The organism is Saccharibacillus sp. WB 17 (assembly GCF_008634075.2).
Lineage (GTDB): Bacteria > Bacillota > Bacilli > Paenibacillales > Paenibacillaceae > Saccharibacillus > Saccharibacillus brassicae.
Genome location: NZ_VPFK02000020.1, coordinates 35,117 through 56,521, shown reverse-complemented (window position 1 = coordinate 56,521; position 21,405 = coordinate 35,117). Strand labels below are relative to the sequence as shown.

Sequence of the window (21,405 nt, the reverse complement as noted above, 5' to 3'; positions counted from 1 at the left end):
CCGTCCGAGGACACGATGCGGGCATGGATCGCAATCCGACGTCCGGGCAGCCTTAAATTTTCGGCCAGATGTACCGTATCCGCCTGCACGATATAATCCGAAGCGGAATCTTCGAAATACTGTTGGGTCAACACCAAATCCGCCGCCACCAAATGAATCAGATCGTCTTTTTTGCCGCGTTGAACGCCCGAAAACGTCAACGTGTTTGCAGCTTCCGTTTGCGCGGCTGCACTTGCTTCTCCCATAAAAGAAAACTCCTCCTTATCTTGATTTGTTCAAGCGCTTCTAAGGCAGGTCCGGCCCGTCAGCGCGGATCGACCTTCACCTCGCCGCCGCTGCCCGAAGGCACGGCGGAGTAGCTGCCCGACGCCGCTTCGATGTCCGCATAAGCCCAATGCGAAGTCGGTACGTCGGACCAGGTCGGACGTTCCACGCCTTCAAGCGGCGGACGGCCGAACAGTTTGTTCAGGGCGACGACCGCTTCGGCTCTTGTCAGCGCCCGGTTCGGCTTGAACGTGCCGTCGGGATACCCGGTCATGAACCCGGCTTCCATAACGGCGGAGATGTTCGACCGCGCCCAATGGCCCGCGAGGTCCGAAGCCGCCGGTCCGGCTTGAGCCGGAGCCAGCGCTTTCCATTTCGCGATCAGCGCGGCCAGTTCGCCCCGCGTGATCGCGTCGCCCGGACGGAACTTGCCGCTGCCGTCTCCGGTCATGATGCCGGCTTCCTGGAGATGTGCGATATACGTATTCGCCCAATACGAAGCGGCAACGTCCGTATAGCCTTGTCCCTTGCCGGAAGGAACGCCGATATTCCGGGAGATCACAGCGGCGATCTCGGCCCGGGTCATCGTCCGTTCCGGACGGAACGTACCGTCCGTATAGCCGAATACGTAACGTTCGCGCTGGATCGACGGCCCGGCGGCCACGATCGTGAACGTGCTGAACTTGTCGACTTCGATCTCGATCGCGACCGGAATGCCGCGCGCGTCGTATTTCACTTCGCCCCGCTGCAGTTCGGTCTCGCCGTCGCTATGCTCGACGTATACGGCCAGCCGTGCGGCCAACGCCCGAAGCGCGGCCGGATCGGCAGGCAGCGTGACGTCGGTCAGCGGAAGCTCGACGCTTGTCGGACGGCCGGTATAATTCGTCTCGATCGTCATCGGACGGCCGAGCACCTGAACGACCGTACCGGCAGCCGCGCTGCGCACTTCGTCCGCGTTCAATACGCGCTGCTCCAATACGGCCCGCTGCTCCGGCTGCTTGATCGGCACGATACGGAAGTACAAGTCTTGGCCGTCGCTTTGCAGCGCGTCCAACGACGCCGAAGACAGCGTCAGCTTGACGTCCCCGGTCTGGATTTCCAACCGGATATCGCCGGCCGCAAGCGGACTCAGAGCCGCCATTGGAATATTGACGGCTACTTCGTCGGCCGGATTGCCCGGAATATCGTCAATGACGATGCGGGCGAAATCCTGCCCGCCCGCAGCCGCTTTGGCTGCCGCTTCCGTGGCTTGGGCCGCGTTCAGTCTGACCGTATCGAGCTGAAGTCCGGCCGCTGACGTGCGGGTAATCTCTACCCGGACCGCCGCTTCCTGGCCTTCCTGCACCACAACGTCCACCTGCCGCGTCCCGCTCTGGGCCGGCGGCGGCGAATCGATGACCGGCTCCTGCACGGTCGGCGGATTCGGCGTCTCGCCCGCCGCAGGCTGCGGAGTCACTGTCACGGCGAAGACTTGTTCGAAGCTTTCTTCGTTTACGTCGGTCACCCGAATCCGCACGGAGTACGCTTTGCGCTTCGAATAATCCAGGCGCTCCGCCGTGCGCAATTCGTCGCCCGCTACCGCGAAGACCGCATTGTCTTCGCCGCCTTCGCCTTCGACCAGCGCATAGCGGAACGTATCCGCCGGGTCCGGATCGGCTGCGGACAGCCGGCCGACGACCGTGCCAACCGGCAGATTCTCCCGCACTTCGGCGGCGGACAACCGGATCGCCGTCGGCGCGTCGTTGACGGAAGCGACGACGAGCGTCGTCGCCTCGTCGCGAGTCGAAGCGCCTTCGGCGTCCGTCACTTCAAGCGTCAGGCCGACCGTACCGGTCAGGCCCGGAGCTGCCTTGTTCTCCGCGGGCGCAAACACGAGCTTGCGCAGAGCCGCTGTCACGTCCGCCGGCGCGGCGCGATCCGAGACGTAACGTCCGGTGCCGGCTCCTGCTTCAGTGAAGCCGGCTGCGGCCAGACTCTCGGCCGTGAACGCGCCTTGAGCGACGTCCGTGACAGTGACGATCGCCGTCACTTCGTCATTCTCGATATCGGACACGGTCACGTTCGAGAACGGATTCAGCGTCGTTTTGTCGGTCACCGGCTGATTCGCCTCCGTGCCCGCGATCGTCGGACCATCGTTGGCATTGAGTACGTTAATCGTAAAGGTTTGCTCGTACGTCAAGCCGCCGCGATCCGTCACGCGGATGCGTACGCTGTAGCTGGATTTTTTCTCGAAATCGAACGATTCGGCGGTTCGCAGCGTGCTGCCTTCGATCTCGAAACTTGCGTTATCGCTGTCTCCGCTGCCGCTTGCCAGCGTATACCCGAACGTATCGCCCGTATCCGGATCAACGGCCGTCAGCGTACCTACGGTCGTGCCGGCCGGTCTGTTCTCTTCGACGTCGCGGCTACCGAGCGCAAGTTCCGTCGGAGCGTCGTTGGCATCGGTCACCCGGATCGCGAACGACTTTTCGAACATCGCTCCGGCCGCGTCTTTGACCTGAATACGTACGCTATAAGCGGACTTCGTCTCGTAATCGAACGCTTCCGCGGTGCGAAGTTCGTCTCCGACGATCGCAAATCGCGCATTGTCGGTATCGCCGACCCCGCTTGCAAGCGTATAGGCAAAAGTATCGCCAAGATCGGCGTCCACAGCCGACAGCTTGCCGACGACCGTGCCGGTCGGCGCGTTCTCGGCGACGGCATCGCTGCCGAGCGCGGCATCCGTCGGCGCGTCGTTGACCGCAGACACTTTGAGCGTCGCGCCCTGGTTCTGCGTGCGTCCGCCTGCGGAATCTTCCGCGACGAGGTCGAACGTCACCGTCTCCGTCTGTCCCAGCGCGACGCGGTTGGCCGCAGGCGCGAAGGAGAGAGCCCGCAGCGCCGACGTGACGGCTGCCGGCGTTCCGCTGCGCGTATAGACACCGCCCGCGCTTTCCGAGAAGCCGCCGACGGACAGGCTGGCTGGCGTGAAGCGCCCTTTCGCGGCGGAATCCGCCGTCACCGTGATCGTCACGGAGGCGCTATCCGGATCGATAATCTCCACGGCGGCAAAAGGCGCAATCGCCGCGTTATCGTTCACCGGTTGATCGGCCGCCGTACCGAGAATCGACGGCGCGTCGTTCGTATCGCTCACCTGAATCGCAAAAGCTTTCTCGTACGTCAGACCGCCTCGATCGGTCACGCGAACACGCACGCTATAGCTCGATTTCGTCTCGAAATCGAACGCCGCCGCAGTGCGCAGCTCGCTGCCGACGATCGCAAAAGCGGCGTTGTCCGTATCGCCGCTGCCGCTTGCGAGCGTGTAGACGAAGTCGTCGCCCGTATCCGGGTCGACCGCCGACAAGCTGCCGACGACGGTACCGATCGGCTCGTTCTCGGCGACCGCAGTACCGCTGAGCGTCAGATTCGTCGGTGCGTCGTTGACGTCGGTGACGCCGATTTCGAACGTTTTTTCGAACGCCGATCCGGCGTTGTCGACGACGCGCACACGTACGCTGTAGAGCGCTTTGGCTTCGTAATCGAACGCCGCGCTCGTCCGCAGTTCGCTGCCGACGAGCGTGAAGCTTCCGTTATCCGCGCTGCCCGGGCCGCTGACGAGCGAATACGCAAAGGTCTCGCCGGCATCCGGGTCTACCGCGGACAAAGTGCCGACCGCCGTGCCCGACGGCTGCTGCTCGGCGACCGTCTGACGGCTGAGCGCCATATCCGTCGGCGCATCGTTGAGCGAGAGTGCTACGACCGACGTCAGGCCGTTATTCGCGAGGCCTCCGGCCCCGTCATTGACGCCGATCGCGAACGTCGTCGTCTCCGTTTGCCCCGGCGCGACCCGGTTCTCCGCGGGCTTGAACGCAAGCAGCCGAATCGCGGCCGTCACCTGGGCCGGAGATCCGCTGCGGACGTAGCCGCCGCTGCCATCGGCGGCAAATCCGCTCGCCGTCAGGCTCGCAGCCGTGAACGACCCTTTTGCCGCCACGTCGGGCGCGACCGTCACCGTCACATTCGCGCTGTCGTTATCCGAGATCGTCACTCCCGAGAACGGCGTAACGCTTCCATTGTCGTTGACTGCCTGGTTCGCGGCCGCACCTCCGACGACCGGTGCGTCGTTGACGTCGGTCACGTTGATCGTGAACGCTTTTTCATAACTCAAGCCTCCGCTGTCCGTCGTCCGGACGCGAATCGCGTACGCCGATTTGGCTTCGGCGTCGAACACCGCGTTCGTCCGCAGTTCGCTGCCCGAAATCGTGAAGGCGGCATTGTCCGTATCGCCGCTGCCGCTGACGAGCGAACGCGTAAACGTATCGCCCGCATCCGGGTCGATCGACGACAGCGTGCCGACGACCGTACCGATCGGTTCGTTCTCCGCAACGTTATTGTCGTCGAGCAAGAGGTCGGTCGGCGCTTCGTTGACGTTCGTGACCGCGATGGCAAAAGCTTTTTCATACGAAGCCCCGCCGCTGTCCGTAGCACGAATCCGCACGCTGTAGCTCGCTTTTGTCTCGAAATCGAACGACGCCGCCGTTTGCAGCGTTCCGTTCGAGACCGTAAAGCTTGCATTGTCCGTATCGCCGCTGCCGCTCGCAAGCGCATACGTAAACGTATCGCCCGCATCCGGATCGACTGCCGTCAATGTGCCGACGTTCGTCGGGATTGCCGCATTTTCCGCGACGCTGCTGCTGCTCAGCACAAGATTCGTCGGCGCATCGTTCACCGCCGCGATCGTCACGTTAATTGTCGCCGGCGGCGAATCCAATACGCCGTCATTGACTTTGAACGTAAAGGAATCCGCGCCTGTCGCATTCGCGTTCGGCGTATACGTATAGGCGCCCGTATTGGCGTTCGTGATCGCGGCCGTGCCCTTGGTGCCCTGGCCGACGATGGAGTACGTCAGCGGATCGCTTTCGGGATCGCTGCCTGCAAGCGTACCGGACTGCACATTATCTTCCGTCACGTTCAGTGTACCCGCCGCCGCGACAGGCGCGGTATTTCGGGCCGTCGCCTGGGAGATCGTGAAGTTGAACACGTTGAAGTTCCACGCTTCCGACGACGCCCCCAGCGTGTAATAGACACGGAACGCATCGATTTTTTTGCCGGCTGCCGGCGCAAAATCGAAAGGAACGACGGACGTCGTGTTTCCGTCTGTCGCCAAGGATTGCGGTCCTAGCGTAAAGGCTTCGACTCCGCCCGAATAGCCGACGATCTTGATGTCCGTATAATTCCCGTCCGTGGCCGTATATTCTCCGACCTCGGCCGTGTCCAGAATAAAGCTGCCGAGATCTCCGTTCACGCCGATTTGGTAGTAATACGTCCGTCCGGGAGCGGACACCGACGCGTCAGCCGAATCGAAAAACAAGCCGCTCGAATCGGCTGTCAACAGTGCATTGGCCGGAGAAGCCGTAATTCGGAAAAATTGGTTTTCAAGAACCGTTCCTGTAGCCGGCGCATACCCGTCAAAAGTCTGCTTCCCGTTCGCGGGAAGCACGGCGGCATGGGTCACGGGCGCATAGCCGAAAAAGACGCTAAGCAGCATCAGGACTGCTGTGAACGAAGCCAATGATCTTTTGTACGGCGATATATCCATACGATCAATTCCCTTCCTTGCTGGAGTGGGCCTTGCCATGCGGGAACGTACGGAATTCGGGAGATGAAGCGTCAAGGTCTTTGAGGAAATACGCCTTCGATGGCCACGATGTAATTCAATTCGAGGTAAGGCTGAAGATTATTGTGGGGCTGACCGCCGCCGGAGGGAGCCACAAGTCCGGCATTCAACGGCGTCTCGGATTTGTCCGAATAGATTTTCTGCGACCGTCCGCCCGGATTCGCCCAGATTCTGCCGGTCGGATCGGCACTGTTCGCTGTCGCGGAGATCGCGGCTGTCACGTGGGTATGGTTGGGCAGTTGAGTAGTCTGGAGCGTCGTGGCGGCTTCGCCGACTTGGGCGCCGAGCGAACGGGGAGTCAGTCCCGGGCCCGCCCCCTCGTGGATCGCCGCCCGGCCGATCAGATTGGGAAGGGCAAAAGTGGTCGTTCCGTCTCCCCCGTATGTAGTGCCCAGTAGCGAAAATAAAGCCGTATACTGTCGAATAGGAAGAAGCTGCCCGTTGCACACCAGCCAACCTCTAGGCGCAAAAGTTCCTGCAAATAATCGAATTTCACCTACGAATGGATCCATCTCATCATCTCGCTTTCGATCGGAATTGGATTAAGGACGCGAAGGATACAGGCCGGTCGTCGCGATGCAGTAATTCATGGCCAGGTAAGGCTGACGATTTTCGTGGGGTTGGTCCTGTCCGGCGGCGCCCAGCGCGCCCGCATTCGCCGTCCCGGTCGGAGCATCCGGCGTATACTGCAATCGGGTTGCGTTCGTCCCCCAAAATTTGCCGGTCGGATCGGTCTGTGTCGCGTCCGAACCGCCGACGGCTCCATGCGAATGGGCAGGCATTTCAACATTTGTAAGCGTATGCACGGCTTGTCCGCTCAAAAGTCCCGGTCCGGCTGGATTCACCGGAGACATCGCCGTTCTGCCCTGAAGATTGGGGAGACCGAACGTCGTGGTGCCGTTGCCGCCGTAATTGACGCCAAGAAGGGAGAAAAGAGCCTGGTTCGTGGAGATTGCCAGCAGCTGTCCATTGCAAGCCGCCCAACCGCGGGGAATCATTCCCCATGAAAACAAACGAATTTCGCCAAGATACGGTTCTGCCATGTCTGATTCTCTCCTTCGGGTTTACGATTGGGGTGGGAAATAGCCTTGCGTCGCGATGATGAAGTTGAGGGCAAGGCTGGGCATCATATTGTTGTGGGGTTGATTGCCGCCTTGAGGAGTGATTGTTCCGGGAGCCATCGATCCGGTTCTGGGCGCGTCCGAGTATTGATTGCTGGAACTGGTCGCAAAATACCCTGCGCTCGGCGAAGCGGCCGTTCCCGGATTGCTTGATGTCCGGATCGGATGCGTATGCGACGGCATCTGGGCAGACGTCAGCGTCACGCTTTCGACTCCGCCCTGCGAGCCGAGCCTATACGTATTGCCTTGACCGTCGTTCCCCACATGCACCGGAGTCCGGCCTCTCAAATCGGGCAGCGCGAACGTGTTTTGCCCGTCTCCGCCGTAAGTCGTTCCGATGAGCGCGTACAACGTTTCGTACTCGCTGATCGACAGGAGCTGTCCGTCGCAAAATTGCCAGTCTACAGGTGCAAAATTCCCTCCAAATATTCGAATCTCTCCTACGTAAGCATCGGTCATTCCCAAGCCTCCTCTTTATTTGTGTTCGTCCGAACCCACCAGCATAAGGACTAGAACCCTTTAAAATCCACTTCAGTATACCACCATTCTCTGAACAAAAACTGAACAAGATTGCCAAAAAGAGTTACACTTATAAAAAAGATTACAAATTTCTGCACAGCGGAGGGATTCCATGGTGACGACGGTTCCCGCGACACCCGAAGACGATGTTTTTTTGTACGATCTCTATGCCGGCACGCGCCGCGAAGAACTGGATGCGTGGGGCTGGGACGAGGCGCAGCGGCAGCTTTTCCTGACCCTGCAGTGGAACGCGCAGCGGATGTCCTACGCCTCGCGCTACCCGGAAGCGGTCCGTTATCTCGTTCGCCAGGCGGAGCGGAATATCGGACAGCTCTATCTCGATTGCCGCCCGGACGGCTGGCGAATCATCGACGTCTCCCTGCTGCCCGAATATCGCGGCCGGGGCATCGGGTCCGAACTGCTGCGCGACCTGCAGCGGCGTGCCGCTTCCGCCGGTGCGCCGATCTGCCTCAGCGTACAGTCCGGCAGCCCGGCCAAGAAGCTGTATGAGCGGCTCGGCTTTCGGCTCACCGCCGTATCCGAACCGTATTCGGAGATGGCGTGGACAGGAGATTGAATCTTTGCCCGCATACAAAAAGGCCCGCCGCGAAGGCGAGCCTTTTTTGCTTATTTTCCGGCAGCGGGCTATAAGGTCTTGTCGTTATGTCGATCTTCCGCGTCGTTTGGCTGCGAAACGCGGCGAAGCCGCTCCCCGGATTTTTCGTGGACTTGGCGCCGGAGGACCGTCCGGCCGCTCCGCCGCTTTTTGATAACGCAGCCTTGCATCCTGCAGCCGTTCGATCAGCGTTTTGCGATGAGCGCGATCCCCGGTAACAACGGCATCCTGAAGCTCCCCGAAAAACCATTTTGTAAAACTGATCAGCGAGATCAGGATCAGGACGAGCGTAACGCCGCTCAGGAGCAGCCAGGTCGCGTCCTCCAAAGTCTTAACCGATTTATACGCAAAGGTCACAAACTGAATCCACAACGGGACGGACAGCGAAATCAGTATGCCGGAGTTCAGCAGGATCGGATATTTGTCGTTGCGGCTTGCGGCCTCATACCCTTCGATCAACAGCTTCAATTTGTCATCCGCATACAAGCCGTTTTCCAGCAGGTACTTTTTGAGCAGATCGGCTTGAAGCGTCTCGAACGCCGCCGTTCTCCATACGCCTTGCGCCGCCTCTAGCCCATACTGATTTTCCAAAATAGTTTTGGCTTTTCTGTTCAGCTGCCACATCGAATGCGTAAGCAGAACGGCTGCCGCAATCCCGCCAAACAATCCGATTTGAGCGACAAGCGGTTCGTTCGCAAGCAGCATGATGCATAAGCCGTAGACCAACAAGTAAATGGAGACCAATAACAAAAAGAAAAAAAACTGCATCAAGAAGTAACGCACGCGCATGAACTGAAACACGAGCCGATAGGTGATCACATTCTCTTTGTAAAACACGAACAAGCCGTCCAGCATATGATCCTCTCGCTTTACTTCGTGATGGGAATCCGCCATACAGCGATCGATGCCGCTTGCACTTAGACCCCTTAAACCCTTTCGCGGACAGCACGGCGTATCTGCGCTTGATCGTCCGTTTTGTACATAACATAGGGTGTCTTCTTTTGGCAAAAAGAAAAAGCCGTGCCTGGGCACGACTTTGCGATTACCAGCTTGTCCGATTGTTTTGGATCGTGTCCGTCGCTTTGTCGATATCGGTCATCATTTCCTTGATCCGGCCGAGCCCCTGCTGGAACTGCTTCTGATGGGCGTCCAGCCTGTGGGCCAACGCCCGGAGCTGCGCCTGGGAAGGCGGCGTCGAAGCGTTGGACAGCTCGACCAGTTCTTTCTCGATTGCGTCGATGCCGATCAGGCTGTGGTCCAGCATCTCGATCCCGAACTGCGCTTTGTCCGCGATATGATCGATTTTGGATACCGTCTCTTTGGTCCGGTTGTTGTTGCCCCAGCCATTCGACAAATAGTTCGGTTGTCCGTTGCCTACGGGCGGCGTGTAATCACTCATCGGGCAGGTCTCCCTTACTTCTGGTATTTGTCGGTAATTTCGTCGATCTTGTTGGTCAGCTTGTCGATTTCGTCGGTCAACGTATCGATCTCGTCCGTCAGCTTGTCGACGTCCTTGATGTTTCTTTGCACTTCTTCGATATTGCCGCTCGCGCCGGAAGCTTTGGCTACGACTTCCTGGGCGATCGAAGAGACCAGCACCTGAACATGGTCCGGCGCGTTCTGTCCGACCTGGGCCACCAGTCGATCCATGAGGGGCTTGATTTGCGACAGCGTCGTCGCGGCATTCGTCAATTCGCGTCCGCAGGAATTCAATTCGGAGTCGATTTTGTCGGCTACCCGGTCGATTCTGGACTGCGTGATCTGGTCGATGTCCCGAACCACTTTATCGATTTCATTCGCCATTTCACGTACTGCGCCTTTGCCTACGAACATAAGAGTTCCTCCAATATTTACAATATTCATCACACTATCCTGATTATAAGGGAGAAATCCAGAAGCTTCAACTGATAATCGATCAACCCGTTCCCACGTCAAAAAACAAATCCGTCCGCTGCCCCGTCTCCACGACCCGCGTTTTGCGCAGCGTAATCGGCAGCCCGGACAGCCGGTCGAACAGCCTCGTCCCTTCGCCGAGCACGATCGGCGTAATGCCGATTTGCAGTTCGTCCACAAGTCCGGCCCCAAGCAGCTGCATCCCGACGTCCGGTCCGCCCACGACCGTGACATCGCGGCCGTTCGCCGCCCCGATCGCTTGACGCACCGCTTCTTCGGGGCTGTCCACGAACGTGAAGCGGATCGCTCCGTTCTCTTTCGGCGTGCGCGCGGGTGCCTGCCGGGTCACGACGAAGATTGGCACCTGGAACTCGTATCCGTCGGCGTAAGTATCGGGATCGTCGACCATCCCGAACGTACGGCGCCCCATGATCACCGCGCCGGTATCCCGGATCGCTTCGCGCATCAATTCGCTGGCTTGAAGTTCGTCAAAATCCGGGTACAGCTTCGCTATGCGCCCTTCGGCGTCATTGATGAATCCGTCCAGCGACATCGTCATGCCGAAGATGACTCGCGTCATGCTGCCCACGTCCTCTCACTCCCTATTTTTCCACTCGCTCTCCAGCATGCCCATTTCGATCAGGTTCCAGTACGTATCGCCGTGCCGGCGCGAATCGCGGATCAGTCCTTCCCGGACGAAGCCGGCCTGCTCGTACAGTCGCAGCGCGGAGAGATTGAAGTCGAACACGCCGAGGCTGATCCGGTGCAGCTGCAGATTGTCGAATCCGATGCGCAAAATTTCGTGCAGGATCCCGCTGCCGTATCCCCGGCCCCGGTAATCGCCGAATACGAGCACTTTGCCGACGCGCCCCGAACGGTTGTACCGGTCGATTGCGCCGAGCGAGACGTGCCCGACAACTGCGCCGCTCGACGGGTCGACCGCCTTGTAGACGAGCCGATCGGAGACGTCCGGTTCGTTGGCCCCTTGCACATAAGCTTCCAGTTGGTCCTCCGACAGCGGAAACCGAAACTGCGGACCCGACCATTGCAGCAAAAAAGCTTCGTCGCCGCTCCAGCGGATCAGTTCATCAAAATCAGCACGTTCAAAAGGCTGCAGGATGATCATGGACGTTCTCCTTTCTCAATCGTTTGGATTCCAATCCGATTGCGGCTTATCCTGATATGGATCATCTTCCTTTTTCCGATCTTCTTCTTTTCCATTCTGGAAATCTGTCGTCGTCTGCTTACTTTTCAATGTATCTTTAATTATGAACAGAAGCGTAACGATAGATGCGGTGAAGAAAGTTAGCATTGGCACGGTCTTAAAAGCATAGGTCATGACAGCGGTGTGAGCATCCATTCCGGTAATTCCTTTGAGCTGCATAACATAACCGGCCACAGCTCCTCCTACAGTCATATAAAAAATTCCGGCAAGAATCAATACCACAATAAAAACGATACAGCCCACAAGCTCACCTGCTTTCTCTACAACAATCCGTCCTTTTTCAATTTTCTAGTCTGCATGGTTTGCCAAAAAAGCATGACAGAATCTCTTTCTGATTATTGGCAGGCTCGGGAGGGCCGCTCATTTAAAAAGCTTAAACACTTTCGCAGGCGGCCCGGCGTATGTTCGTTCAATCGTCAGATGTTCTTCTCCGTACATATGCTGAATCCCTTCAATCCCGATCTCAAGCGACTTTAACAGCGTAATCGCTTCACGGCTGGCGCGGTTTTTGGCCTTCAGGTTCGGCAGCATGCAGCTGGAGTGATTCCTGCGCGTCTCTTCTTCCACAAGATCTTCGGTCAGCGCAAACAAACTGTTGATCGTATTGAGAATCAGAGCGGAGACTCCGGCCGAGAGAATGTCTTCCCCATACGCATCAAACTGCGACGTGCCGCTTGCAACAAATCCGTACAAAGCCCGCTTTTCATTATAAAAAAACGTCACGGTCAGCGAATGGTCGACTTCGTCCAGAATGGACTTTTGGAACTCAAGTTCCTGCTCGTCCGGTTCGTACATAAGGAGCCTCCTTCATTTTTACAGATAAGGGTTCGGCGCCGACGCTGCTTATTCATGACCTTTGGCAAGCTTCCACTTTCCGTCCGCGTAGTCCAGCCAGGCTCGCACATCTGGGGTTCTATCCCGCAGTCCGTACACAAGATCCATATCGCGATGATGCCCTACGGTCGCGATCGGAACGCGGATTCGCGAATCTTCGATCTCCATCCGGAGAAAATCGATAAACAGGCCGTCCGTCGCATAAGCCATGATCCCTGTTTGCACAGTCTCCGGCAGGTCGTTCAGTTCTTGTCCGGCAAAAAGACTCAGTTTGGACCGCACGACGCCGGACAGCATCCCGGCATAGTCCTCGGCTACCGCAAAATAGGTCTTGTTGAACCAGCCGTCGTCGTGCGCGTAATAAGCGAAGCGGGCCAACGGCAGGTCGTCAAGCGTTTCCGCCAGATGCCCGAACAACAGCAGCTCCGCGATCTGCGGCCGCGTCAGCCTATTCAAATCTTCTTTCCGCTCCACATCAACCCAGCAAAAATCCCCGTACCCGTATACGTCGTCTTCGATCAGCCTCCCGATTTCCGCGGCGGTCACGTACTCCAATCCCGTATGGGGATTCCACTTGGCGGCATCGAAACGGTGGTTCAGCAGCAGCAGATTCGCAAGCGGCGGCTTCACCCCCGACAGGAATTCCGCGAATTCGATTCCGTAGGCATAACAGAATAGGTCGTCCGCATGCGGACGGCTAACGTAGATCAGGTCCCGGCAGTCTTCGCTGTTCACGACCGATGCCCGCCTGTCCGCTCCAGCCGCGCTTCCCACTCCCGAATCGCGTCGCGGGTGGCGTCTCCGGTCTGCCGAATAAAATCTTCGACGATCGCCATCGTCACGTATTTCGGTTCGGACTCCGGCCTGTGGGCCGGCTCTTCGAACCAATGCAGCGTACGCAGCCGCCATTCGTCCACTTCGCGTTCGGTCAGCAGCGGCGGCACCCCGCGAGCGGGAACGCGCAGTAGGCCGGCCCGGATCTCGTCGGTCCACGCCGAAGTCTCGTATAAGCGAAAATCGATCCCGTCCGTATCGACATAATACGTATTCTTGATCTCGCCGGGCGGCAGTCCATCCTGTTCCGTCCGCCGCTTGAAGTCCTCGTATACGCTTTGTCCCCACAAATAATCGGTCAGCACGTGGGCAAAATAGCCCTGGACGTAAACCCGCCACTCCGGCTCGTCGCTTAGGCCAAGATACGACGCGTATTCCCGCTCCAGAATGTCAGGCGTCGTTTCTTTGCCGCCAAAATGGGTGCGCACCTTGTCCTCCCTGCAAGCTCCGGCCCGCATATGAATAGCATCCGGCGCGATGCTCCCCAATGCAAAAGCTTCGGGAACGCCGCCTCCTTCGAAATAGCGGACGGCGACGCCCAAATGAACCATCGGTAACGGCATGTTCAGTCTTCCTTTCCGACTTGCAGAATGATTTTCCCGATATTGCGGTTCTCTTCCATATGGCGCTGCGCTTCGATCGCCTGCTCCAGCGGAAAGACCGTATCGACGATCGGCTTGATCTCGCCCCGTTCGATATGCGGGAAGACTTCGGACACAAAATCGGCGGTCAGCCGCGCTTTGTAAGCGTCGCTGCGCGGAGTGAGCAGCGTTCCGGTCAACTGCACGCATTTGGACATGAGCGCGAACAGATTGACCTGCTCCACCTGCACGCCGCCCAAAATGCCGATCAACACCCAGCGTCCTTCTTTTTTGATGCTGGCCAGATTTTTGTCCCAATAGTCCGCGCCGACGAAATCGAGGATCAGATCGACGCCCTGGCCGTCTGTCGCTTGCAGCACTTCTTGTTCAAAAGACTGCGTCTTGTAATTGATCCCGACGTCCGCGCCCAGGTTCCGGCAGAAGTCGAGCTTCTCTTCGGAACCGGCCGTGACGATCACCTGCGCCCGGCTCAACGTTTTGGCCAGTTGGATCGCCGCGGTTCCGACGCCGCTCGCTCCCGCGTGGATCAGCACCGATTCATGCGGCTGCAGCCGGCCGATCCAGTACAGCGTCTGATACGCCGTCAGGAACACCTCCGGCACGGCCGCCGCTTCGGCAAACGAATACGCGTCCGGAATTTTCATCGCGCGCTCCGCCGGCATGACCGCGTATTCCGCGTAGCCGCCGCCGTTGACGAGCCCCATCACGCGGTCGCCCGGCACAAAGCCCGAGTTCCCGTCCGCCTGCTCGACAACTCCTGCGATTTCCACGCCCAGAATCGGATTGACCGCATAGCCGGACTGCCCTTCGCGGGTGACGATGTCCGTGCGATTGACCGCCGCCGCCCGGACTTTGACCAACAGTTCGCCTTCGGCCGGAATCGGAGCGGGCAGCTCCGTCAACGTCAGTCCGTTTGCCTGTTCCTGCTGTTTGTGTTCCACGATGATTGCTTTCATATAGGGGTAAGCTCCTTTGGTTGAGGTGGATTTGGGTAGTCTTCGCTGATTTATACGTTACCCTTCTATATAAACGGCCCAAAGCTCCCGTTAATCTTGACCGGCACCCGAAGACCGCTCCACCCGTCGACGTCGCACTGACCGTATTCGCGGCTGCCGGTTGCGACGAGCGTTCCGTCCGCGCGCAGGCCGATCGTATGCAAGCATCCTGCGGCTGCTGCCACGATAGAGTGCCAACTGCTGACGTCGCATTGGCCGTGCGCGTTGGAGCCCGAGGCGACGACGCGGCCTTCCGCGGTTAAGCCGGCCGTATGATAGCTGCCGGCGGCGACCGCGACGATGCCGCGCCAATCGCCCGTCTCGCTCTGGCCGTGCTTGTTCGAACCGGCCGCCGTGACCGTCCCGTCCGAACGAAGGCCGACCGTATGCAGATACCCGGCCGCGACCGCCGCCATGCCGCGCCAATCGGCGGCTTGGTCCAGACCGTAACGGCGGCTGCCGGCCATGCATACGGTGCCGTCCGATCGAAGACCGACCGTATGCCAGTCTCCCGCGCTGATTGCCGTCATCTCGCGCCAATCGCCGACTTCGCATTGGCCTTCGGCATTGCGCCCTGCCGCGACTACGCGGCCGTCCGCTGTCAGCCCGACCGTGCGCCGCCAGCCTGCGGCGATTGCCGCAATTCCGTGCCAGTCTTCCACGTCGCACTGCCCCTGGGCATTCCATCCGGTCGCGACCACCGTGCCGTCCGCCCGAAGACCGACCGTATGCGCGTTGCCGGTGTTAGTCGCTCGATGTACGTTACCGGCCGCGATTGCGACGACATCGGACCAGCCGCCGACGTCGCATTGACCGTGCCGGTTATCGCCGGCCGCCGAGACGGTGCCGTCGGACCGGAGCGCAGCGGTATGCCGGATCGCGGCGGCGATCGTTTGCCTCTTCCGCATCCCTCTTTCGGACTCCGCGGCATTCGGGAAATAAGACTCCATCCGGCGCCTCCTTATCTCTTAGCTGTACTCTTTTACAATCCAATCCGCTTGGCTTAACGGGTCTTCCGCCGCCAGATAATGGTCTTCCGCTTGCCAATACCGGTTCACGAATTTGTCCGTGTTCTGCCGAGTGGCCGGGCTTTCTCTGGCAAACCTCACTTCCCGCGGACAATCCAAATAGATCACGCCGTCCAGATATTCCCGCCACGCCCCCCGTTGCAGAAAAACGCCTTCGATCACCACGACACCCCGCTCCGGCAGCACGATCTCCTGCATCCGATGATCGTCGGATTCGCTCTCGTACTTCGGAAGAAACAGGCTGCCGCTCGCGCCTACCCGGCCGAAAAGATGTTCCCGCAGTCCCTCCACGTCCCACTGAAGCCCGTAATACTCGAACCACTCCGCTTCGCCGGTATGATACCGCCTTTTTCGCTCCACGATATAATCGTCCAGATGCAGCGCGACGGCTTCAAAGTTCCGCTCACGCAGATGCCGAACCAGTTCCGCCGTGAACGTCGTTTTGCCCGAGCGGCTCAGCCCGTCCAGTCCCAGCACGAATCTGTTTTCCTTTTCCAGCTTGGGCAGCAGTTCCGCGATAATCTTCTCCATATGCTGCATACACACCACTCCTCCAATCATCCCTTTATAGCAAAAACCTCTGACTACGCGTGCAATCAGAGGTGTTCATTTTTCTAGATCCATCTTCTGATCCAGCCTGTGCTTGTATGTATTCCGCTGTCTTCGGCCCACTTGCGGAACTCTTCCACATTCTTTTCTTCATCCCGCTTGAACCGAAAATGCAGATCATGGGGAACGTACCGTTTTCCGTACAGCTTGATTCCGATACTTTGGATAAAATAGCCTTGTACGACAATCTGTTCGATCCTCTCAAGCGGGACGTTGACGTTGTTTACTGTGATTTGATCGTGCATGATTTCCAATTTGTTATTTTTCCTGCTTATTTTCGCGATCAAGACCCACATGATGATCATCAAGGCAAAGAAAAACGTACATGAAGCTATTAGAAAAAACGAGCGTTCCATGACCAAGACCAGCCTAAGCTGCATAACAGCCATACCCGCATAAGCGACCAGATTCACATACATCGAGACAGGAATTTTCGTGCTGTACGTTTTATTCATAAGACAAGTATACAAGATTATGCCAAAAGAGTGCGCACGGTTTGCAATTTCTCTGTTAACCCGCCCAGAAATTCAACGTCATAGTCAAAAGATCCGCTCAACGTCGTCTCGATCAAGCGATTGGCCGAATACCGGTTTCTTTTGATGGAATAGACGACCTCGTAACGCCCCCGACCGGTGTGGATAAACAGCAGTTCGAATTCCTCTTCGCTTATTTCAACAACGCCTGCTCGATCCGATCCACGATACCGTTAATCCCGATCGGTCCGTAACAGCCGATCCAGATCGCGGCATCGACGCCGTGGATCTGCCGGTTCCCGTGTGTATCGAGCCGATCCAACACCCGCTGCTCCGTCGTCGATATGCCTCCCTGCATCGTCCGATTGCTCAGCACGAAATAGTGGCTGGCCTGCACGGCCGCAAGCCTGTCCACGGAAATATGATACGCCGTGTCCGCAGCATCCGCGACGAACAGAGGAACCGGCAGGCCGAGATCGCGGTACAGCACGGCGCCCGTGCGGTGGGCCGCCGAGTGGACGCGCACGAGCGAATCGAGCGGGCGAATCAGTGCCACGCTCTGCCCTGCCAGGGCGGGAGCCAGTTCTTCGGACAGCAGCGCGGTACGCCGGTCGTAATCCGCCAGAATGATTTGGGCTTCCGCCCGCCTGCCGGTCAGCTCGCCGAACAATCCCAGAATCGTCTGCCAGCTCTCGTTGCGCTTGAACGTCAGGACGGGAGCGATCCGGCTTAACCGTTCGGCGTGCCGATCATGCACTTCGGTGCAGATGATCAGATCCGGCGACAGCCGCTCCACGGCCGGCAGGTTGGGGTATTCGTACGTTCCGAGCAGCGCCGTGCCTTGAAGTCCTGCGCGGATCGACGGCGGAAAATCGACGGAGGCGCTGCCCGATCCGACGCTTCCGGCCGGCGGCAGCCCAAGCGCGAGCAGATGATCGGCATACTGCACGTCGAGTACGGCGATCCGCCGCGGCGGCTGCCGCACGAGGTATTCGCCGCGCAGATGGCAGATGACCGGGCCTTGGGCCGAGTCGTACGAAGACGCCGTACGATTTCGCAGCAGCGCCTGCGCGTAACGTTCGTCTTGTTTGGAAGCCTGGTCCAGCCGGTACCCGAGCGGGGACACGCCGTAATATTTTTTGAACGCCCGGCTAAAATAATACACGTCCCGGTAACCGATCCGGTCCGCGATCTGCCCGATCGAAGCGTCCGTATGCCGCAGCATCCGCGACGCGTTCTCCATGCGCAGCCGGATCGCGTACTCCATCGGTCCGAGCTGCTTCTCCCGCTTGAAGCGCCGCTGGAGCTGCCTGACGCTGCATCCTGCGAGGTCCGCCAGTTCCTGCAGCCCCAGATTGCGGCGATAATGCGAAGCGATATACGAGGTCACCGCCTCTACTTTGTCGGATTCTCCTCCGCCCTGGGCACTCTCGTATTCCATGATCAGTTCGTACAGCATGACCTGCAGCAGCGCGTTGGCATGGAACACTTCCAATCCTTCGCCGCGGCGCCATTTGGCGATAATTTTCTCGGCCTGCTGCACCCATTCCGTCTGGGCCGCCGTGCTCTGAACGAAAGAAGTTTGCAGCGGGTGCTTCCGGTACGAAGGTGTCGCTTGGGAAGACCCTTCCAGAGAGAAAGCCCGATACGTCATGACCATATAATAAAGTTCATCCGACCCGGACGTGAGCGTAAACGAAGTCCCCTGCGCCATATGACAAGCAAAAGAAGCCCCGATGCGGCATACTTCGCCGTTCATCGCAAGCTCCCCTTCCCCGCCTATCGCCAGCAGCAGCAGATTCGAGTCGGTTTCGTTCCGGACAAGCGTACTGCCGGTCTGCAAAGTACCGGCATATCCGCCTCGCATCTTGATCGTCGTCTCACTCCACAGGCTTGTCTGTTCGTGCAGCGGCATTGCTCTCATCTCCTGACCGTTAGCAAAAAGAAATCGTAGCTAAGGTCATTGTAATTGAGATTTATTCTCACCGTCAATTTTCGGGCACTTTTTGCAGTATTCCTCCGACATCCGGTAATAGAAGCAGCAGGTGATCCGTTCGTTTTTCGCCGCCGGGACCTCCCCTTCGAGCGTGGTAAACCGGGTGAACGGATTGCGTCTTTGATCGAACAGGGCTCCGGGCGCTTCCTGCGTCAGATAGGCAAAATCCGCCTGAACCTGCCGACGTTCCGCTTCGGCATGGTCCGCGTTCGGCTTGTACAGCGGGCCGATCCGGACCATAATATTTTCCCAGAGGATGCTCATCGACAGCGGCGCAATCGCCGCAAGCGTCTTGAGCAGCGGAGTCAGCTGGCGCGCGAACAGCTCCTCGACCGCTTCTGCCCGCCGATCTGTCCGGTATATCGGCAGTGCCTCCGCCCCTACCCCCGCAGCCGCCAGAAAAGGAAACCGCGTCGTGCCCTCGTCTTCCGTCAGCGCGGGATGATACAGGAAGCTGTCTGGCAGCGAGAATGATACGTGCTGTTGATGAAAAGTCAGCGCCGTCACCAGCGGAGCGGTCCAGAGATAACCGAGGCGCTTGGCCAACATCGAAGCGGCGACCGCCAGGTCGGGCGCGCCGATATAGTCCCGCAGCCAGCTTACATACTCCAGGCATGCCGCTTCGTTATGCAGTTCGCTCAACGCAATCGTGCGCACGCTGTTCGCCGGCGGATCGCCGAGCCGAATACAATGCTTGGCCGCCGTCTGCCGCCACGCTTCCGTGTTCAGATAAACCTCCATATCAATTCGTTCCGAGCAGCGCTTCCGCCGCCTGATCGATGATCAAATCAATAGCCAGCGGACCGTAATAAGCGATCCACAGCGTGGAGTTCACGTCGTACGTCCGGTTGTTTTTGACCGCATCCAGCGAGGTCCAGACCGGATTGTTCACCATCGCTTCGGCTTCTGCCGCGAACAGCTCGTCCGACAGGACGAAATAACGATCGGCGCCGATCCCGGGCACTTCTTCCATCGAGATTTCCAGGGAACCTTCTTCGCCGACTTCCTCAACCAACGGCGGCATGTTCAAGCCCAAATCCCGATACAGAATGCCGCCCGTACGATGCTCGATACCGTGAATGCGAATGCCTTCTTTTCTCGGACGTATCAGAGCTACCGTCTCGTCGCCCAGCTGCTCGGACAGCTTCGTTTTTAATCCCGCCACTTTGTCTTCGTACGCCTGGCGCACCGCCTCGGCTTCGGCCGGCTTGTCCGTGATCTTGGCGACCGTCGTTAACGTATCGCGCCAGTCTTCATAGAAATCCAGCACGAGCGTCGGCGCGATCTTGCTCACGCTATCGTACTGCTTTTCCTGAAAATCGGTCATGATAATCAGATCCGGGTCCAATGACAGGATCGCTTCCAGATTCGGCTCATCCCGCGTTCCGAGCACCTGTACCCCGTTCGGCTGATCGCCGAGATATTCCGGAAAATCGGTGCTGCCGCCGGCAATGACGCTGCCCGCCGGCTTCTCGCCGACAGCTAACATCTGATCCAGAAACTTCACGTCGAGCACGGCAATTTTCTTCGGCTTTTCCTTCAATACCAGCTCGCCCTTCATATGCTTGAGCGTAACCGGGAACGCCCCCGCGCTTGTCTCCGCATTGACAGGCGTCTCCGCCGCTGCCGCGGACGGCTTGCCGGTATCCGCGCCAGCTCCGCAGGCAGTCAATATAACTACAACGACCAGCATCCAGGCTATTCCTAATCGCGATTTGTAGGCAGCCATTCCCTGGCCTCCGGCCACTCGCGCCTTCATTCCCGTCTTCATCGTAAATCCCCCTTATGTATGATAATGATTTTCATTATCGAATATATAAGGGAGTATATCCGATGTTCGCCCGGCGTTACCATGTACTTTTGCGACATTGGTGTCGGACTAATGCGACGCGGGTCGGTGCCTGATAAATTCAGAATAAATATCCGTAGTGTAATCATGTGTTTATAATGAAAATTAAAAGTATTTATTTTATTATGTAGAAAGCTAGGTGTCTTTGATATGAATAATCTGTTAGAAATTCAACATCTTATACAAAAACAGCTTTGGATTGATCCAGTCGGTGCCCTTCAAAATCTTAGTTTGCTCCAGGAAGATTTGCTGTGGTTAGATAGTGAAGGGATTTTTCCTAACCAGTCTTTTATTGTAGATCGCTTTCCTAAAGCGCTTAGATACCCCGCAAGTCATAACTTAGAAATATTTTATGATCAATGTAAACATGATGAAGCTTCAAAAAAAAAATATGAAAAAATCGAAAATCAATATTTGGAATTTATATCTCATTTGTGGGGTGTTTCAGAATTTCATTTAGTCAGTAATTTATTCGAAAAAAGTAATCTTTTAAAAAAATCATTTCCTGAAGAGATGAAGTTTTTTGAAGAGAATTTTATGAGTTTTCATGATTTTGAAAATAAGCCTCTTGTATTCAAAAACTATAACCAAATTGAATTCCTTATTAAGCTTTCTCTAAAAGAAAAAATCACTACTTGTGTAGTATTAGCAGATCTAAAAACAATTATTTGGATCAATAGTCTGGCTTTAAAAATATTAATCATGCATAAAACAGATAAAGATTTCATTAACCTTGTAAGCACTACTAACGGTTTATATTTAAGGTAGATTATTCATTCTATTTCCAATAACTTCTTTGAAATCCGGGGTCAACCTATGCCTGATCCAATTCAAATTTCTGTCATATCATAGTTTTGTTAAAATGGATCGAAGCATGGTCAGGCTTGGCTT

Annotated in this window: 22 protein-coding genes; 2 read left to right on the top strand and 20 right to left on the bottom strand. The window is 57.4% G+C overall.

What is annotated here, in order from left to right:
• Positions 1-304: 304 nt before the first annotated feature.
• From FTE24_RS09680 to FTE24_RS09665, 4 genes are all read right to left on the bottom strand, one after another.
• Positions 305-5,842 carry a cadherin domain-containing protein gene (locus tag FTE24_RS09680; RefSeq protein ID WP_160441714.1) on the bottom strand — a complete coding sequence of 1,846 codons (5,538 nt, stop codon included), beginning with the start codon at positions 5,840-5,842 and terminating at the stop codon, positions 305-307.
• A 71-nt stretch (positions 5,843-5,913) separates the two neighbouring features.
• A complete protein-coding gene (locus tag FTE24_RS09675; RefSeq protein ID WP_150233078.1) occupies positions 5,914-6,432 on the bottom strand; it encodes a phage tail protein in 519 nt (172 codons plus the stop codon).
• Positions 6,433-6,462: 30 nt separating this feature from the next.
• Positions 6,463-6,963: a phage tail protein gene (locus FTE24_RS09670; RefSeq protein ID WP_150233076.1), complete on the bottom strand. Its 501-nt coding sequence runs from the start codon at positions 6,961-6,963 to the stop codon at positions 6,463-6,465.
• Between the two features lie 21 nt (positions 6,964-6,984).
• Positions 6,985-7,500: a phage tail protein gene (locus FTE24_RS09665; RefSeq protein WP_150233074.1), complete on the bottom strand. Its 516-nt coding sequence runs from the start codon at positions 7,498-7,500 to the stop codon at positions 6,985-6,987.
• Between the two features lie 172 nt (positions 7,501-7,672).
• Between FTE24_RS09665 and FTE24_RS09660 the strand changes: the two genes are divergently transcribed.
• Positions 7,673-8,137, top strand: a complete 465-nt coding sequence (locus FTE24_RS09660) for a GNAT family N-acetyltransferase (protein WP_150233072.1) — start codon at positions 7,673-7,675, stop codon at positions 8,135-8,137.
• An 84-nt stretch (positions 8,138-8,221) separates the two neighbouring features.
• Here FTE24_RS09660 and FTE24_RS09655 read toward each other — a convergent pair whose 3' ends face one another.
• The 16 genes from FTE24_RS09655 to FTE24_RS09580 all read right to left on the bottom strand — a co-directional run bounded on the left by FTE24_RS09655 (position 8,222) and on the right by FTE24_RS09580 (position 20,436).
• Positions 8,222-9,184, bottom strand: coding sequence for a hypothetical protein (locus tag FTE24_RS09655; protein WP_150233070.1), 963 nt, complete (start codon positions 9,182-9,184; stop codon positions 8,222-8,224).
• 34 nt (positions 9,185-9,218) lie between these two features.
• Positions 9,219-9,575, bottom strand: a complete 357-nt coding sequence (locus FTE24_RS09650) for a hypothetical protein (protein WP_150233068.1) — start codon at positions 9,573-9,575, stop codon at positions 9,219-9,221.
• A 14-nt stretch (positions 9,576-9,589) separates the two neighbouring features.
• Positions 9,590-10,009, bottom strand: coding sequence for a hypothetical protein (locus FTE24_RS09645; protein WP_141446787.1), 420 nt, complete (start codon positions 10,007-10,009; stop codon positions 9,590-9,592).
• A gap of 82 nt (positions 10,010-10,091) precedes the next feature.
• The gene (locus FTE24_RS09640; protein ID WP_150233066.1) at positions 10,092-10,649 is read right to left on the bottom strand and encodes a dihydrofolate reductase family protein; all 558 of its coding nucleotides are present in this window, start codon (positions 10,647-10,649) and stop codon (positions 10,092-10,094) included.
• 15 nt (positions 10,650-10,664) lie between these two features.
• On the bottom strand, positions 10,665-11,195 hold the full coding sequence (locus tag FTE24_RS09635; protein ID WP_150233065.1) for a GNAT family N-acetyltransferase: 531 nt from the start codon (positions 11,193-11,195) through the stop codon (positions 10,665-10,667).
• Positions 11,196-11,210: 15 nt separating this feature from the next.
• Positions 11,211-11,537 carry a hypothetical protein gene (locus FTE24_RS09630; RefSeq protein WP_150233063.1) on the bottom strand — a complete coding sequence of 109 codons (327 nt, stop codon included), beginning with the start codon at positions 11,535-11,537 and terminating at the stop codon, positions 11,211-11,213.
• A gap of 117 nt (positions 11,538-11,654) precedes the next feature.
• Positions 11,655-12,089: a ribosomal-processing cysteine protease Prp gene (locus FTE24_RS09625; protein WP_150233061.1), complete on the bottom strand. Its 435-nt coding sequence runs from the start codon at positions 12,087-12,089 to the stop codon at positions 11,655-11,657.
• A 48-nt stretch (positions 12,090-12,137) separates the two neighbouring features.
• Entirely contained in the window at positions 12,138-12,863 is a 726-nt protein-coding gene (locus FTE24_RS09620) for a hypothetical protein (RefSeq protein WP_141446795.1), read from the bottom strand.
• A complete protein-coding gene (locus tag FTE24_RS09615; protein ID WP_150233059.1) occupies positions 12,860-13,525 on the bottom strand; it encodes a hypothetical protein in 666 nt (221 codons plus the stop codon). The genes FTE24_RS09620 and FTE24_RS09615 overlap by 4 nt, the downstream gene beginning before the upstream one ends.
• Positions 13,526-13,527: 2 nt before the next feature.
• Positions 13,528-14,520 (bottom strand): NAD(P)H-quinone oxidoreductase, encoded by a 993-nt coding sequence (locus tag FTE24_RS09610; RefSeq protein ID WP_150233057.1) that lies wholly within the window; start codon positions 14,518-14,520, stop codon positions 13,528-13,530.
• 65 nt (positions 14,521-14,585) lie between these two features.
• Positions 14,586-15,509, bottom strand: a complete 924-nt coding sequence (locus FTE24_RS09605) for an RCC1 domain-containing protein (RefSeq protein WP_150233055.1) — start codon at positions 15,507-15,509, stop codon at positions 14,586-14,588.
• An 18-nt stretch (positions 15,510-15,527) separates the two neighbouring features.
• Positions 15,528-16,118, bottom strand: coding sequence for a kinase (locus FTE24_RS09600; protein ID WP_150233535.1), 591 nt, complete (start codon positions 16,116-16,118; stop codon positions 15,528-15,530).
• A gap of 83 nt (positions 16,119-16,201) precedes the next feature.
• The gene (locus FTE24_RS09595; protein WP_150233053.1) at positions 16,202-16,651 is read right to left on the bottom strand and encodes a hypothetical protein; all 450 of its coding nucleotides are present in this window, start codon (positions 16,649-16,651) and stop codon (positions 16,202-16,204) included.
• Between the two features lie 211 nt (positions 16,652-16,862).
• Positions 16,863-18,584: a helix-turn-helix domain-containing protein gene (locus FTE24_RS09590; RefSeq protein WP_150233051.1), complete on the bottom strand. Its 1,722-nt coding sequence runs from the start codon at positions 18,582-18,584 to the stop codon at positions 16,863-16,865.
• Between the two features lie 45 nt (positions 18,585-18,629).
• Positions 18,630-19,406: a (2Fe-2S)-binding protein gene (locus FTE24_RS09585; RefSeq protein ID WP_150233049.1), complete on the bottom strand. Its 777-nt coding sequence runs from the start codon at positions 19,404-19,406 to the stop codon at positions 18,630-18,632.
• Position 19,407: 1 nt separating this feature from the next.
• Positions 19,408-20,436 (bottom strand): ABC transporter substrate-binding protein, encoded by a 1,029-nt coding sequence (locus FTE24_RS09580; RefSeq protein ID WP_150233047.1) that lies wholly within the window; start codon positions 20,434-20,436, stop codon positions 19,408-19,410.
• 228 nt (positions 20,437-20,664) lie between these two features.
• Here FTE24_RS09580 and FTE24_RS09575 point away from each other — a divergent pair, with 228 nt between their 5' ends.
• A complete protein-coding gene (locus FTE24_RS09575) occupies positions 20,665-21,282 on the top strand; it encodes a hypothetical protein (RefSeq protein WP_150233045.1) in 618 nt (205 codons plus the stop codon).
• The last annotated feature ends 123 nt before the right edge of the window (positions 21,283-21,405 follow it).

Bases quoted from the DNA above. Each gene is read 5' to 3' on its own strand.
- FTE24_RS09680 (WP_160441714.1), bottom strand. From the start codon at position 5,842: ATGGATATATCGCCGTACAAAAGATCATTGGCTTCGTTCACAGCAGTC.
- FTE24_RS09675 (WP_150233078.1), bottom strand. From the start codon at position 6,432: ATGGATCCATTCGTAGGTGAAATTCGATTATTTGCAGGAACTTTTGCG.
- FTE24_RS09670 (WP_150233076.1), bottom strand. From the start codon at position 6,963: ATGGCAGAACCGTATCTTGGCGAAATTCGTTTGTTTTCATGGGGAATG.
- FTE24_RS09665 (WP_150233074.1), bottom strand. From the start codon at position 7,500: ATGACCGATGCTTACGTAGGAGAGATTCGAATATTTGGAGGGAATTTT.
- FTE24_RS09660 (WP_150233072.1), top strand. From the start codon at position 7,673: ATGGTGACGACGGTTCCCGCGACACCCGAAGACGATGTTTTTTTGTAC.
- FTE24_RS09650 (WP_150233068.1), bottom strand. From the start codon at position 9,575: ATGAGTGATTACACGCCGCCCGTAGGCAACGGACAACCGAACTATTTG.
- FTE24_RS09645 (WP_141446787.1), bottom strand. From the start codon at position 10,009: ATGTTCGTAGGCAAAGGCGCAGTACGTGAAATGGCGAATGAAATCGAT.
- FTE24_RS09640 (WP_150233066.1), bottom strand. From the start codon at position 10,649: ATGACGCGAGTCATCTTCGGCATGACGATGTCGCTGGACGGATTCATC.
- FTE24_RS09635 (WP_150233065.1), bottom strand. From the start codon at position 11,195: ATGATCATCCTGCAGCCTTTTGAACGTGCTGATTTTGATGAACTGATC.
- FTE24_RS09625 (WP_150233061.1), bottom strand. From the start codon at position 12,089: ATGTACGAACCGGACGAGCAGGAACTTGAGTTCCAAAAGTCCATTCTG.
- FTE24_RS09615 (WP_150233059.1), bottom strand. From the start codon at position 13,525: ATGCCGTTACCGATGGTTCATTTGGGCGTCGCCGTCCGCTATTTCGAA.
- FTE24_RS09610 (WP_150233057.1), bottom strand. From the start codon at position 14,520: ATGAAAGCAATCATCGTGGAACACAAACAGCAGGAACAGGCAAACGGA.
- FTE24_RS09605 (WP_150233055.1), bottom strand. From the start codon at position 15,509: ATGGAGTCTTATTTCCCGAATGCCGCGGAGTCCGAAAGAGGGATGCGG.
- FTE24_RS09600 (WP_150233535.1), bottom strand. From the start codon at position 16,118: ATGGAGAAGATTATCGCGGAACTGCTGCCCAAGCTGGAAAAGGAAAAC.
- FTE24_RS09595 (WP_150233053.1), bottom strand. From the start codon at position 16,651: ATGAATAAAACGTACAGCACGAAAATTCCTGTCTCGATGTATGTGAAT.
- FTE24_RS09590 (WP_150233051.1), bottom strand. From the start codon at position 18,584: ATGCCGCTGCACGAACAGACAAGCCTGTGGAGTGAGACGACGATCAAG.
- FTE24_RS09585 (WP_150233049.1), bottom strand. From the start codon at position 19,406: ATGGAGGTTTATCTGAACACGGAAGCGTGGCGGCAGACGGCGGCCAAG.
- FTE24_RS09580 (WP_150233047.1), bottom strand. From the start codon at position 20,436: ATGAAGACGGGAATGAAGGCGCGAGTGGCCGGAGGCCAGGGAATGGCT.
- FTE24_RS09575 (WP_150233045.1), top strand. From the start codon at position 20,665: ATGAATAATCTGTTAGAAATTCAACATCTTATACAAAAACAGCTTTGG.